Raw genomic sequence first — 12,845 nt, 5'->3', positions numbered from 1 at the left:
AGCTATCAAAGAAAAATCCCTGAGATAAGCACTTATTGCGAAAAAATTTGTTGGATAAAGTGGCACACCGGCAATAGAGTTGCTGCGTGGCACGAGCAGCACCCTCCTACTGGCCGACTGGGCCACGAACCGTGTTCTTCGATGACGATGAAGGCGTTACCTCGGCTCCAACTCTGGGGCGAGCGGTGGCCGAGGGGCGCATTCGCCGTTTGGCCCCCCGGCTGTACACCGCCGACCTCATCAGCGATCCGCCCCACATCGTGGTGGAGAATCTTTGGTACATCCTGGGTCGTATGCTCCCGGGAGCTGTGATCGTGGACCGCTCCGCGGCAGAAGACGGCAAAGTGGTCGACGGTGTTCTATATGTGGCTACCGAAGGACGCCGAACCCCTCTGACGCTGCCCGGACTGGAAGTTCGGATTCGCCCCCCGGGTCTAGGTGCTGAGTTCGCTGACGATTTGCCGTGGCCACATGGATTGCGCATGTCTCGACCAGCCCGCACCCTGGTGGACAATTTGGCGCCGACGCGGAGCAGGGGAGGTCGAGCCGCCCGGACGCTGTCGCTGGCGGAACTAGAGGACTGGCTGGCTCGCAAGGCGGTGAACTGGGACAGGAGCCGAATGACTCGGCTGCGCGACGAAGCGGTCGAACTGGTTGAGGCAATCGGCGGCTCCGATCAAATTGCCGAGATCGAGGGATTGTTTGAGCGGTTGGAAGGCGTTGAGCCGTTGCGCCTCGGCTCTGGAGAGTTCTTTCAGGCTGTTGTTTTCAGCAAGGGCTGGGATGAACGGCGAGTCGAGATGTTCAAACGGCTGGCCGGTGGATTGACAGAACACGCCGACCCTGATGTGCCGGAATTCCTGCCGGACCCACCGGGCAGCGGGGAACTGCCGTTCTTTGAGAGCTATTTCTCCAACTTCATCGAAGGCACAGTGTTTACGGTAGAAGAGGCGCGTCGCATCATAGAGACGCAGCAGCCACCGGCAACCCGTCCTGCCGACGGCCATGACATCTTGGGCACCTACCGGTGTGTTGTCGATGCAGTGGGACGCAAGGCCGTGTCGGATGACCCTCAGAACTTGGTGGGCTATCTCTGCGACCGCCACAAGATGATTCTCGAGGGCCGCCCAGAGATGAGGCCGGGGCAGTGGAAACAGGCCCCCAACCAGGTGGGAACCTACGTGTTCGTCGATCCCATGTTCGTGGAGGGCACACTGCTCCGGGGATTCGAATTGGCCCATTCGGTGCCCGCCGGTTTTCGCCGGGCATTGTTTGTGATGGCGGTGGTGACCGAAGTCCACCCCTTTGCCGACGGAAACGGGAGGGTGGCGAGGGTGATGATGAACGCCGAGTTGTCGGCGGTTGATGCAGCTCGCATTCTCGTGCCGAACGTTTTCCGCGGCGAGTACATCGCCGGATTGCGACGCACGTCGACCTCCGAGGGGGCGGACGTATCGGCACTCATGAGGGTCATGGGTTTCGCTTGGCGGTGGACATCGGCCATGCCCTGGGAGGACCGGGCTGCCACTGAGGGCCAGTTAGAGGCCACCAACGCTCTTCGGGACCCCGACGACGCCACCATCAGTGGGATCAAGCTCACACTGCCCTGAGGGCGCAGCAAGTCGATTTCAGGCGGTAGAGCGAATTGCTCAGGGTGGGGTGAAGATGCAGCGGCCGGTGGCGTCGTCGTAGCGAATGTCGCCAGTGCGGCCCACGGCTTCGGATGCCAACAGGTCGCGGAGCAGGTCGGGGTCTTCAGGGGTGTTGGCCAGGAAGCGACGGCCCTCGGATCCGTTGCCGTCGAGGCGACCGCAGATATAGCCCATAGACGGCTGGCCGTCGCGGTCGTGCATGACGGTGTAGGCCTCGATGCGGCCCGGCCCGCTGGCCGAATCGTCAGGGACAGCGGGAGCGGTTTCCATTGCTGATGAGGGAGGCGGCCTATCGGGCCGGTCCCAGCTCCCTTGCTTGGGCCGAGCTGATAGCACCGCGGCGGCATGTTTGGTCATGAAGAAGCCATTGCCGGTGACCATGCCGATCGAACGGTCGTCTTCGCGCAACTGCTCAACCATGGTCGCAATCGAGTTCATGTTGTAGGCCGAGCCCGGACCACCGGCGTAGGGCAGTCCCCCGGTGACAGTGAAAGGACGGGGGTCAAGCTCGTCGATGCCCAGCATGGCACAGGCCATCCGCACCGCTATGGGAAAGCAGGAGTAGAAGTCGAACAGGGCGATGTCGTCCACACCGACGCCGGCCTGGTCGAGCGCACCAACCGACGAGTCCTTCATCGACGGGCACTCGGCGAAGTTGGGACGGGTGCTGGCGAACCAGGCCTCCTCGGCGGCATTGTGGCCGCCCCACCAGTACACCCAGCGATCCTCGGGGATTCCCAGCTCCCGTGCTTTGGCCACCGAAGTCATCACGTACGCTCCGGCTTGATCGGTGTTCAGCACCGCGTTGAGGTACTTGGTGTAGGGAAAGCCGATCATGCGATTCTCGGGCGTGGGAGTGGCGAGCTCTTCGGCGCTCCGCTCGGTGGGAAACCAGGCATAGGGGTTGGCCGCGGCCACCGCGGTGAACTCGGTCATCATCTCGCCTAGGCGCTGAGCGTGCTCGGCCAGCGTCAACCCCTGGGCGGCCCGAAGGGCGTTCTCGAATAGGGGGTAAGCCTGGATGGGGCGGGTGAGGCCATGGCGCTCCTCGATCTCCGACACCATTGGCTTGGCGACCGGAGCGAACTGCTCGTCGGCGCCGGTTGGATCGCCGCCAGTGGGCCAGTCCAACTCCACCCCGGCCGCTTTGGCCCGCTCGTGCGTCTTCCAGATCTGCCCGCCGGTCATAACCGCCACTTCGGTTCGACCGGCCATGATCTCCGCGGCCAGATGGTTGGCGGCCAGTACGCCGATCTCACCACCACCCCCCGTGTGTTGCACTTGGGCTTGCCCATCGATACCCAGCCGCTCGGCGACAAGCGCGGCGCCGTTCAATGGAGTCCAATAGGCCAGGGGTATCTGCAAGTAGGTGTCCACCTGGGCGAACACGGATTGGCCAACGCCGGAGTCGTAGGCGGCTCGAGTGGCCACGTCGGCCAGCATGGTTACCGGGTCGGGGGCGGTTGTCGGGTCGGTCTCTCGCCCCACGTACTGGGCTACACCCACCAATACCGGTGCCCGGTCGCTGCTCATCGCGGCGATGCTAAACAGATTCCCTCGCGATCCGCTGATCGGAGCAAAGCTGCGTAGGCTCTGGAGGGTGAAATTCGGAGTCTTCTATGAGCACCAGCTGCCGCGGCCTTGGCAGGAGGGGGATGAGCAGCGACTTCTGCACGAGGCCCTCGAGCAGGTAGAGCTAGCCGACCGGCTGGGGTATGACTACGCCTGGGAGGTGGAACACCACTTCTTGGAGGAGTACTCGCACTCGTCGGCACCGGAGGTGTTCTTGGCCGCGGCCAGCCAGCGCACCGAGCGGATCAGGCTGGGGCACGGCATCGTGCAGATGCCACCCAAGTACAACCATCCGGCTCGGGTGGCCGAGCGCATCGCCACCCTCGACCTCATATCCAACGGCCGGGTGGACTTCGGCACCGGCGAGTCGTCGGCCGCGGTGGAGTTGGGCGGGTTCAATATCGAGCACGCCGACAAACGCCCGGCGTGGGCCGAGGCCACCGAGCAGTGCTGCAACATGATGGTCATGGAGCCCTACCCGGGGTATGAGGGCGAGTACTTCTCCATGCCGTGCCGCAACGTGGTGCCCAAGCCGGCGCAGAAACCCCACCCGCCGCTGTGGGTGGCGTGCTCAAATCGGGAGACCATCAAATTGGCCGCCCGGATGGGCATGGGAGCGCTCACCTTCGCCTTCGTGGATCCCGACGAGGCCGCTCACTGGGTGGATGACTACTACCGGATACTTCGCGAGGAGTGCGTGCCCATCGGACACACCGTGAACGCAAATATCGCCATGGTGGTGGGCTTGTCGATGCACGCCGACCAGGAAGAGGCTGAGCGCCGGGGCCTAGAGGGATTCCAGTTCTTCGGCCACGGCCTATTGCACTATTACGTGATCGGCCGACACCAGCCGGGCCGAACAAACGTGTGGGACAACTTTCAAGAATCCCGGGAGTCGTTTGAGGGACTGGGAGAGACGCTGGGGATCGGAACGCCCGACCAGGTCACCCGGCAGTTGAAGGGCTATGCCGATGTCGGCGTGGACCAGGTGATGTTCATCCAGCAGTCGGGCCGCAACCGCCACGACCAGATCTGCCAGTCGCTGGAGATGTTTGCCAAAGAGGTCATGCCCGCCCTGAAGGAGGGGGAAGACGAGCGGGAGGCGGCCAAAGCCGAACGCCTCGCCCCCCACATCGAGGCCGCCCTCGCCCGCCGCACCCCGATGGCGCCGTTGGCCGACGACGAGATCCCCGTGGTGGAGTCACTGGGCACTTCCTGAGTTCGGTTTTAGACCTCAGGTGTCAAATAGGCGGCAAAGACCCAGCCGGTGACGGTGTTGGCGCGGACCTGGACCCAGGTGCCGCTGGTGGGGGACTCCACCACTTGGCCGGTGAGGGTGACGGTGGACCCCAGGTTGGCAGTGCCCAAGACCTGATGAGCGGTGCTGGGGCCGGCTCTCACGTTGAGGGCGGAGGGCACATCGAACACGGTCCACAGGGTGTCAGGGGGATAGCGGGGGTCGATCTCCAATTCGACCACCACCTCGACAGGCTCGGGCAGAGGCGCTTCGGTGGCTGTGGGGGTGGGGGTGGACTCGGGATCAGTCTCTTCTGACTCAATGGTCACCCAATCGAGTCCCCAAGTGGACACGATGCCGGCCAGTGATAGGGCCACGAAGGCCAAACCGGCCACCGCCACACAAAAGACAATCGCCCGTACGCCCATCTGGCTAGCGGGCCTGCCAGTCGGGGGGACGCCCCTCGGCCCAGGCGGAGGTGCCCTCGGCGGCATCCTCGGTGGCTGCGGCCACTATCCGCATGGTCTCGCCGAAGCGCACCGCCTCCACCCACGACATGGTGCGGGTGCGGGCAGCCACCTCTTTGGTGGCCCGGACCGCCAGCGGTGCCGAGGCGACGAGCCGGTCGGCCAAGGTCTGGGCCTCTTCCATCAAGTTGTCGTGGGGCACCACTCGCCAAACCAGTCCCATTTCCCGGGCCCGCTCGGCATCTACTCGCTCGCCGGTCAACAGCAATTCCATGGCGTCGGCCCACTCCACTCTGCGAGGCAGCCGAATGGCCCCGACGATGGTGGGCACGCCCAGGCGCACCTCGGGATAGCCGAAGGTGGCCTGGTCGCTGGCGATGAGGAAGTCGCAAGCCAGCGCCCCGGTGAGTCCGTAGCCCAGGCAGTGGCCATTCACCGCGGCGATGGTCGGTTTGAACAGCTCCAAGCCCGACTCGAAGGAGTTGATGGTGGGCTTCTCCCAGAACGTGCCCTCAAACACGCCTACCGATCCCTCGCCGTCTCGCATATCGGCCCCGGCGCAGAACGCCCGGCCCGCTCCGGTGATGATGGCCACCCAGGCCTCGTCGTCGCCCCGAAACCGGTTCCAGGCTGCGTTCAAGTGCTGGCGCAGTTCGCCGTTGATGGCGTTGAGGGCGTCAGGGCGGTTGAGGGTGATGGTTGCCACATGGCCGGATAGCTCATAGAGCACGGTGTCGGGCATGGCGTCAGATTAGGGGCGTTGTGGTGCCGCCCGGAGGTCAGACCAATCCTTTTACATCATTTTCTATAAAAGTGTTATCATGGGAAATGATCCGGACGCAGATCTCGCTGACCGAGGAACAGGCTGAACGCCTGCGAGCCCAGTCGGCAATCAAGGGTATTTCACAGGCCGAGATTCTCCGCCAAGCACTCGAGGCCTACTTTGAGCGGGACGACCTCATCCAGCGGGTAGAGCAGGCTCGGAACATCACTCCTGTTTCCTCGGGATATACCGACCTGGGTGTTAACCATGACGAGCACCTTGCAGATATATACTATGAGGATATTTTAAAAGGGCGGGAACATCTCTAAAATAACTGAAGTATATGGCAGTTTTCGTTTTTGTGGATTCGTCAGCTCAGCTTCCCCTGTTGAACGACAGCGACCCTCTTCACATTGAGGCTACGGCGCATTGGCATCGGCTGCTCGACGGTATAAAGGCAGGCGAAATCGCAGCTATCACCCACTCTGGAGTGGTGTCGGAGGCGGTGTCTTTGGTGCAGCGCCGCTTGGGTATGGCCTCGGTGCGCCAGCTCAACGACCGAATTCTGAGATTGCTCCATATCGTGTGGGTGGACGAGGAGCTTCACGACAGGGCGTTCGCAGCCATGTTGGCTGCCGACAGACGGCGTGTGTCGCTGGTGGATTGGACGTCGTTCGAGCTCATGCGCAGCCGGGGCATTGCCCACGCTCTGGCATTTGACACCCATTTTGACGAGCGGGGCTTCACGTTGCCTTGGGGGTGACGCCCGTCTTCCGGCGGTCAGGGGTACTTGATGGACAGCTGGCGCAGGGAGCGGGGGCCGGAACTGTGGGGCATTTCCCGGCGGTGGACCGTGCCGACGGTGTCGAAGATCACCACGTTGCCTTGTTGCCAACGGTGGGAGTAGGTGCGCTCGGGTCGGCCAGCGCGTGGCGCAAAGCGGCCAGGTCGTTATCGCTCAGCGGCGCGCCCGGGTTCCAGCCTGATGCCATCGCACCCAGGGGGGGCATCGATGGGCTCGGTGCGAATCATGTCTCTATCCCTATCATGTCAACCCTGCGAACTCACCGTGCTAGTACAGGGTGAGCAACTGTCGAGGAGGAACCACCGTGGAAGGCCAGAAGATTCTCATAACCGGGACCGCCGGGCAGATCGCTCTGCCCATGACCCGACACTTCGCCCAGAACAACGAGGTTTGGGGGCTGGCCCGGTTCAGCCAGCCGGGGTCGAAGGAGCAGGTGGAGGAGGCCGGCGCCACTCCCCATAAAGCCGACCTGGCCTCCGGCGACCTGAACGGGCTGCCCGATGACTTCGACTATGTGATCCATATGGCCGCGTTCATGGCGGCCAGCCCTGACTACGATTTCGCCCTCACCCAGAACGCCGAGGCCACCGGACTGCTGATGGCTCACTGCCGCAATGCCAAGGGCTTTCTGCACGCGTCCACCGCCGCGGCCTACAAGAACAACACCGACCACACCTACGTCTACGCCGAGGGCGATCCGCTGGGCGACAGCGAACAGCCCTATTCGGAGACCTACGGGGTGACGAAGATGGCCGCCGAGGCGGTGGCCCGAACCATGTGCCGCCTCTATGACCTGCCCACCGTGATCGGGCGCATCAACGTGGCCTACGGCCAAAACGGGGGACTGCCCGCCATCTTGTTGGCCATGATGACCAACGGCATGCCGGTGCCCCTAAAGGACTCGGAGCCCAACATGTTCTCCCCGGTCCACGAGAAGGACATGTGCGCCCACGCCGAGGCCTTCTTGGAAGGGGCCACCGTGCCGGCCACCATCGTCAACTGGGGCGGCGATGAGAACGTGAGCATTGAGGACATGTGCCGCCGAATGGGAGCTCAAGTCGGAGTGGAGCCCGATTTCCAGTACTTCCCGGTGGGCACCCATAGCCGGGCCTACGACAGCGCAAAGCGCATCTCCATGACCGGTGAGTGCACAATGTCGTGGCAGGATGGGATTGACGACATGGTGGCGGCCTGGGACCCTGAGCAGGGCGCCAGGATGATCGCCCGGCTCATGGGCGAGGGTTGACGGACCACTAATCCGCTAGCACGAGCATTAGGGAGAGCTATGCCCAATCACCCCACCCTCGACGGGGTCAACTTCATGGACGGGTTCTGGTTCCAGCACGAACCCCACGAGGCGTGGACCTGGATGCGGGAGAACGCCCCGGTGGGAGCTTGACCCTGTCCGGCTCCCAACGGGGGAGAGCATTCGGCGCTCTAATGGTGGGCGGCCTGCTCGTGCTGGCGGCTTGTAGCGGAGGGACCGACTCGCAAGCACGCAGCGACTCGCCTCCGGCCTCCACTTGTGTAGATGAGGCCCAGGGCGGCATTGAAGTGCCTTGTCCAGAGGTTTCTGAAACCGCGGGATCCCAAGGTCCACGTGAGCCTCAGACGGTTGAGTCGTTATCCACTGGCAAGAGCGCGTACTTGATGCGCTGCGTAGGCTGCCACGGTGCCGACGGCAGCGGCATCGTCGGCCCCGACATCCGCCCCGGCAAAGTCATAAAGAAATACTCCTCGTCCGAGGCAATGGAGGATGTGGTTCGGGATGGCCTCGGCGAGATGCCCGAGTTCGGCTCCAAGTTGACTGATGCCGAGATCGCCGCGGTAGTGACCTACGTCCGGGGTGGTTTGGGCTGACTTAGTTTGCCCAGGCGGCGACCACGTCGTTGGTGGTGGTGATGGTGGCGATGATGCCGAGGGTGTGCTCGAACACGGCGTCGACGTAGTCGGGCGGGGTGCCGGCCACGGCATCGCGGGGGATTACCACCACGTAGCCGGCGTTGACCGCGTCGAAGGTCAGATTGATGATGGCCACGTTCACTGAGACACCCACGGCCACAATGGTGCGGATGTCCTCGTTGCGCAGCAGCGAGTCGAGTTCGGTGCCCTCGAACGGAGACAGACCGTGGTGACGGGGCAGCACGATATCGGCGTCGGCCACCCCGATCTCGGGCACCACTTCCACTGCGGCCGTACCGACATGTAGCTGCACCGGCATCTTGGGCATAGCCCGGAACAGCCGGGCATTGCGGTTGCCGCCCCACCCGTCGGATCGATGCTGTGCGGTGCAATGGACTACCCGCACGCCCGCACTGCGGGCCGCGGTCGCCAACGCGGCTACGTTGGGGATCAGCCCCTCCTTGGCGGCTTCAGCCAGCGCGGGCAGTGCCGACAACTCCCCGATCACCCCGTTCTGACACTCCTGAAGCACCAACGCCGTGGTCGCCGGATCAATGGCCTCGCGCAATTCCATGCCAATTCACTCTCCTATTCCGGGTTCTGACAATGCGTCATCCATAATGACCACCCTATGGCTGGATCGATCTTGGGGACCGAAGTCATCCGTCGGGAGGACGGGACTCTCCTGACCGGAGAGGGCCGCTTCACCGGGGATTTGCGGCCCGACGGGCTGCTCCAGGCCCACTTCGTGCGTTCCCCGGTGGCCCATGGGGAGATCACCGGCATCGACATTGGAGCCGCGGCCGAGCGGCCTGGTGTGGCTGGGGTGTATACGGCGGTCACCATCGGGGTTGAGCAGGTGAAGCCCCGGTTCCCGCTCGATCCCCACTTCGTGCGCGGTCCGTTGGCCAGTGATCGGGTCCGCTTTGTGGGCGAGCCGGTGGCCATGGTGGTGGCCGAGAGCCTGGCCGCAGCCCAAGACGCAGCCGACGAGATCATGGTCGACTATGAGCCGCTCCCGGTGTCGATGGACGCCGAGGCCGCGGTGGCCAATGGTGCCGCGGTGCTCTATCCCGAACGGGGTTCGGACGCGATGTTCCGGGCCTTCGATCCGGTGGAAGACCTGCACGACAGGGCGGACCGGATCGTTACCGCCCGCATCGTTCACAATCGGATGGCGGTGGTGCCGATGGAAACCGACGCCGTGCTCGCTGATCCCACCGGGGAGCAGCTCACCCTGTGGGTTTCCACCCAGGGGGCCCACCCCACCCGAGGGGGCATCGCCGAGTCGTTGGGATTGGACCTCGATGAGGTCCGGGTGATCGCCCCTTGGGTGGGCGGCGGCTTTGGGGCTAAAGGCGGATGGCGGGTCGAGCACGTGGCGGTGGCCGCGGCCGCCCGGCAGCTGGGCCGCCCGGTGGTGTGGACCGAGACCCGGGCGGAGAACCTCATCTCCATGCAGGCTCGCGATCAGGTGCATTACGTCCGGCTGGGAGTGACCGACGACGGCCGCATGGTGTCGCTGGAAGTTGTGGTGCTGGTGGATGCCGGGGCTGTCCCCGGGTTAGGCGGCATCCTTCCCACCATCACTCGGGTCATGGCGACCGGTGTCTACGGCATCGAGCAGGTGCAGTTCGACTTCGGGTTGGCCGCCACCAACCGGGCACCCCTGGGGGCATTCCGGGGGGCGGGCCGGCCCCAGGCCACTCTCACCATCGAGCGCATGGCCGACCTGGCCGCGGCCGAGCTGGGCATCGACCCGGTGGAGTTCCGCCGCCGCAACTTCTTGGCGCCCGAGGATTTCCCGCTGGTGACCCCCACCGGCGGGGCCTACGACACTGGCGACTACGAGAAGGCCCTGGACCGGGCCTGCGAACTGGTCGGCTATGAAGATCTGCGGGTCGAACAAGCCGCCCGTCGAGCAGCTGGCGACCCCCGAAGGCTGGGCATCGGACTGTCGAGCTACGTGGAGGTGACCGCGCCCACCGGACAGGAAGAACACGCGGTAGTGGAGGTCCACCCCGACGGCTCGGCCACGGTGTCGGTGGGAACCTCCTCTCACGGTCAGGGCCACGAGACGGCGTTCACCATGATCGTGGCCGACCGGCTGGGCATCGACTTGGACCGCATCGCTTTCGTGCAGTCCGACACCGCCCTGGTGGCCCGGGGCAGCGGCACCGGTGGCTCGCGCAGCGCCCAGCTTGGGGGCAGCGCCATCCATGCTGCTTCCATGGAGGTGCTGGACATCGCCCGGCAGCGGGCCGCGGAGCTACTGGAGGCCAGCGCCCACGACATCATGGTCACCGACGAGGGTCGCTTGGGAGTGGCCGGTGTGCCCTCGGCCACAGTCAGCTGGGAGCAGGTCGTCGCGGCAGCCGACGAGCCGCTGCGGGTCGAGCTCGACCACACCACCGATGGCGCCACCTTCCCCTTCGGCACCCACATCTGCGTAGTAGAGGTGGACACCGAGACCGGCATGGTCGCGTTGCGGCGATTTGTGGCAGTTGACGATGCCGGCAACCTGCTGAATCCGCTGATCGTGGCCGGCCAGCAGCACGGCGGGGTGGCCTCGGGCATCGGCCAAGCGCTGTACGAGCACGTGGTGTACGACGACCACGGCAATCCGCTCACCACCGGCTTGGCCGACTATGCCATGCCCTCGGCGGCCGAGTTCTGCGACTTCACCGTGGACAACACCATCACTCCCACCCATCTCAACCCCCTAGGTGTGAAGGGCATCGGCGAGGCGGCCACCATCGGTGCCACCCCCGCGGTGCAGAACGCGGTGATCGACTCCCTCAGCGACCTCGGCATCCGCCACATCGACCTACCGCTCACCCCCGAGCGGGTATGGCACGCGATCCAGACAGTGGGCGACCCCGCACCCGCTATTGCGTGGCCCTCAATATGAGCGCCGACCCCGCAGCGGCGGCGCTCCCTCCAGATCGTCGCCCGGTCCCTGCCCAACCGCCCGGCTCTCTCGGCGTCGTCGAGCCCTTCACTGGACAGCACCTCGATACGGGCGCGCTCGCCCCCATCCAAACGCCGCGCCATGCTGAACACCTCCATCGGCCGGTCGCTGACTTTGAAAACCGGCCATTCTGGCCGATCCGTCGCGCCCACCGATGGAGTTCACGTAGCTTGTGTTCGCAGGCGGCAACGACACCAGGGCGCTGTTGGAGAGATGTGGCCATTGTACGGCCAGTATTTGGCCATTTCTTCTTCGGGCAGGATACAGTAGGCATATGGATCCAGCGCCCACCCGGCGTATTGCCGCTACCGAGTTCAAGAACCGGAGTCTGGGACTGCTCAAGGAAGTCGCAGAGACCGGCGAGCCCCTGACTGTGACCAGCCACGGGCACCCCATTGTCCACATCATCCCCACGAACGAGAAACCGCAGGGGATCCTGGGATGCGCTCCGGAATGGCGGGGGCTGATGGACGACCCGGAGTATTCCCCGTATAGCGAGGGGGAGTGGGCACAGTTCGCCGCCGACCGGACGACGGCTGTTTAGAGCCGAGTCTGCCTGTGATTCTCCTCGACACCCATGTCCTGATCTGGGTCGCTTCTCGGAATACAGCAAAGCTTGGCGCGGCGAAGCTGGAAGCGTTGGATGCGACCATCAGAGAAGGCTCGGCAGCCGTGTCGTCGGTGACATTCTGGGAACTAGAGCATGCCCGGCGGGATCCCATGAACAGCGTGTCGTCCTCTTGGTCTACGCGGGAGGCGCGACAGCGGTTGCTGGCGCGAGGTCTCATTGATGTATCACCGACCGCGGAAGTGCTCATTGCCTCGGTGGAACTGGGAGACACTGATTTCCACAGTGATCCGATGGACCGCGTCATCGCAGCTACAGCCATCGACCGCGACTGGCCGCTGGCCACATTGGATAAGCGCATCATCACCTGGGCGAATCGAACAGGACGTTTGCGCCTGCACTCCATTTGAGGTCCGGCCAGCCCGTTCCGCTCTGGTGCTCTATGGCCACGAACACTTCCATGTTCGCTGGCATCAGTGGTTCCTGGAAGAAGATATTGAAAAGTTGCGATTAGCGAGGCTGAAAATTTCTGATTAAGGGGCCGAGCGGATAGGTGGGTATCCACCGGTCGTTGTGTTGTCCCGGCTTTCTTGGAGCGGCGGGGCCGCGGACACCGAGACCCTCGGCCGCGGCCACGCCGGCGACCTCGGTCTGGTAGACGCTGAGCGGCTACGGGAGCCTCATCTTGGGCTCCGACCGCACCGGAGGCGGCGTGCTCGCTCTGGTTATGGCTTGGGCCATCTCCTGCCTCGGCTTCGGGTCCTCTCCGGCCTAGAAGCTCTCGTGCTCACGCCGACGGTACCGGCGCCCCGCTCTTTGCGGCTAGCTGTATCGGGCCTTTGGTGGACTGCTTGCCGATCCGGTGCTGTGAATCTCGCGGGCGCCGATGCCCTTGGGCTCAATTCGCC

13 protein-coding genes and 1 pseudogene are annotated in these 12,845 nt (G+C 64.3%); 9 read left to right on the top strand and 5 right to left on the bottom strand.

The genetic code is table 11. The features are described 5' to 3' along the window. Window positions 1-86: 86 nt before the first annotated feature. Window positions 87-1,610, top strand: coding sequence for a Fic family protein (locus tag OXG30_09170; protein ID MCY4135068.1), 1,524 nt, complete (start codon window positions 87-89; stop codon window positions 1,608-1,610). Between the two features lie 39 nt (window positions 1,611-1,649). On the opposite strand, the gene OXG30_09165 is transcribed toward OXG30_09170, so the two are convergent. After that, the gene (locus OXG30_09165; protein MCY4135067.1) at window positions 1,650-3,185 is read right to left on the bottom strand and encodes an acetyl-CoA acetyltransferase; all 1,536 of its coding nucleotides are present in this window, start codon (window positions 3,183-3,185) and stop codon (window positions 1,650-1,652) included. A 67-nt stretch (window positions 3,186-3,252) separates the two neighbouring features. Here OXG30_09165 and OXG30_09160 point away from each other — a divergent pair, with 67 nt between their 5' ends. Then, a complete protein-coding gene (locus OXG30_09160) occupies window positions 3,253-4,443 on the top strand; it encodes an LLM class flavin-dependent oxidoreductase (protein ID MCY4135066.1) in 1,191 nt (396 codons plus the stop codon). An 8-nt stretch (window positions 4,444-4,451) separates the two neighbouring features. On the opposite strand, the gene OXG30_09155 is transcribed toward OXG30_09160, so the two are convergent. Further along, window positions 4,452-4,889: an SH3 domain-containing protein gene (locus OXG30_09155; GenBank protein MCY4135065.1), complete on the bottom strand. Its 438-nt coding sequence runs from the start codon at window positions 4,887-4,889 to the stop codon at window positions 4,452-4,454. A 4-nt stretch (window positions 4,890-4,893) separates the two neighbouring features. Further along, window positions 4,894-5,670 (bottom strand): enoyl-CoA hydratase-related protein, encoded by a 777-nt coding sequence (locus OXG30_09150; GenBank protein MCY4135064.1) that lies wholly within the window; start codon window positions 5,668-5,670, stop codon window positions 4,894-4,896. Between the two features lie 20 nt (window positions 5,671-5,690). Between OXG30_09150 and OXG30_09145 the strand changes: the two genes are divergently transcribed. Then, window positions 5,691-6,020 (top strand): ribbon-helix-helix domain-containing protein, encoded by a 330-nt coding sequence (locus OXG30_09145; protein MCY4135063.1) that lies wholly within the window; start codon window positions 5,691-5,693, stop codon window positions 6,018-6,020. Between the two features lie 14 nt (window positions 6,021-6,034). After that, window positions 6,035-6,454 (top strand): PIN domain-containing protein, encoded by a 420-nt coding sequence (locus OXG30_09140; GenBank protein MCY4135062.1) that lies wholly within the window; start codon window positions 6,035-6,037, stop codon window positions 6,452-6,454. Between the two features lie 17 nt (window positions 6,455-6,471). Here the strand turns inward: OXG30_09140 and OXG30_09135 are convergent. Continuing rightward, window positions 6,472-6,600: pseudogene (locus tag OXG30_09135) on the bottom strand (TauD/TfdA family dioxygenase). Window positions 6,601-6,800: 200 nt separating this feature from the next. Between OXG30_09135 and OXG30_09130 the strand changes: the two are divergent. Both OXG30_09130 and OXG30_09125 read left to right on the top strand, forming a co-directional pair. Beyond that, window positions 6,801-7,742 carry an NAD(P)-dependent oxidoreductase gene (locus OXG30_09130; protein ID MCY4135061.1) on the top strand — a complete coding sequence of 314 codons (942 nt, stop codon included), beginning with the start codon at window positions 6,801-6,803 and terminating at the stop codon, window positions 7,740-7,742. Between the two features lie 194 nt (window positions 7,743-7,936). After that, complete coding sequence (locus tag OXG30_09125; protein MCY4135060.1) at window positions 7,937-8,356, top strand: cytochrome c; 420 nt, start codon at window positions 7,937-7,939, stop codon at window positions 8,354-8,356. A 1-nt stretch (window position 8,357) separates the two neighbouring features. Here OXG30_09125 and OXG30_09120 read toward each other — a convergent pair whose 3' ends face one another. Further along, window positions 8,358-8,972 (bottom strand): cysteine hydrolase, encoded by a 615-nt coding sequence (locus OXG30_09120; GenBank protein MCY4135059.1) that lies wholly within the window; start codon window positions 8,970-8,972, stop codon window positions 8,358-8,360. Window positions 8,973-9,029: 57 nt separating this feature from the next. Between OXG30_09120 and OXG30_09115 the strand changes: the two genes are divergently transcribed. The 3 genes from OXG30_09115 (at window position 9,030) to OXG30_09105 (ending at window position 12,347) form a co-directional block, all read left to right on the top strand. Beyond that, window positions 9,030-11,309 (top strand): xanthine dehydrogenase family protein molybdopterin-binding subunit, encoded by a 2,280-nt coding sequence (locus OXG30_09115; GenBank protein MCY4135058.1) that lies wholly within the window; start codon window positions 9,030-9,032, stop codon window positions 11,307-11,309. A gap of 334 nt (window positions 11,310-11,643) precedes the next feature. Continuing rightward, window positions 11,644-11,913 (top strand): type II toxin-antitoxin system prevent-host-death family antitoxin, encoded by a 270-nt coding sequence (locus OXG30_09110; GenBank protein ID MCY4135057.1) that lies wholly within the window; start codon window positions 11,644-11,646, stop codon window positions 11,911-11,913. Window positions 11,914-11,927: 14 nt separating this feature from the next. After that, on the top strand, window positions 11,928-12,347 hold the full coding sequence (locus OXG30_09105) for a PIN domain-containing protein (protein MCY4135056.1): 420 nt from the start codon (window positions 11,928-11,930) through the stop codon (window positions 12,345-12,347). Window positions 12,348-12,845 lie beyond the last annotated feature (498 nt).

It is taken from the genome of bacterium, from assembly GCA_026708015.1.
Classification (GTDB): domain Bacteria; phylum Actinomycetota; class Acidimicrobiia; order Acidimicrobiales; family Bin134; genus Poriferisocius.
This window is presented reverse-complemented; position numbering and strand designations above follow the sequence as displayed.

What these genes read in the sequence shown, in the direction of transcription:
- OXG30_09165 (MCY4135067.1), bottom strand. Translation starts at nt 3,185, where the DNA reads ATGAGCAGCGACCGGGCACCGGTATTGGTGGGTGTAGCCCAGTACGTG.
- OXG30_09155 (MCY4135065.1), bottom strand. Translation starts at nt 4,889, where the DNA reads ATGGGCGTACGGGCGATTGTCTTTTGTGTGGCGGTGGCCGGTTTGGCC.
- OXG30_09150 (MCY4135064.1), bottom strand. Translation starts at nt 5,670, where the DNA reads ATGCCCGACACCGTGCTCTATGAGCTATCCGGCCATGTGGCAACCATC.
- OXG30_09140 (MCY4135062.1), top strand. Translation starts at nt 6,035, where the DNA reads ATGGCAGTTTTCGTTTTTGTGGATTCGTCAGCTCAGCTTCCCCTGTTG.
- OXG30_09125 (MCY4135060.1), top strand. Translation starts at nt 7,937, where the DNA reads ATGGTGGGCGGCCTGCTCGTGCTGGCGGCTTGTAGCGGAGGGACCGAC.
- OXG30_09120 (MCY4135059.1), bottom strand. Translation starts at nt 8,972, where the DNA reads ATGGAATTGCGCGAGGCCATTGATCCGGCGACCACGGCGTTGGTGCTT.
- OXG30_09115 (MCY4135058.1), top strand. Translation starts at nt 9,030, where the DNA reads ATGGCTGGATCGATCTTGGGGACCGAAGTCATCCGTCGGGAGGACGGG.
- OXG30_09110 (MCY4135057.1), top strand. Translation starts at nt 11,644, where the DNA reads ATGGATCCAGCGCCCACCCGGCGTATTGCCGCTACCGAGTTCAAGAAC.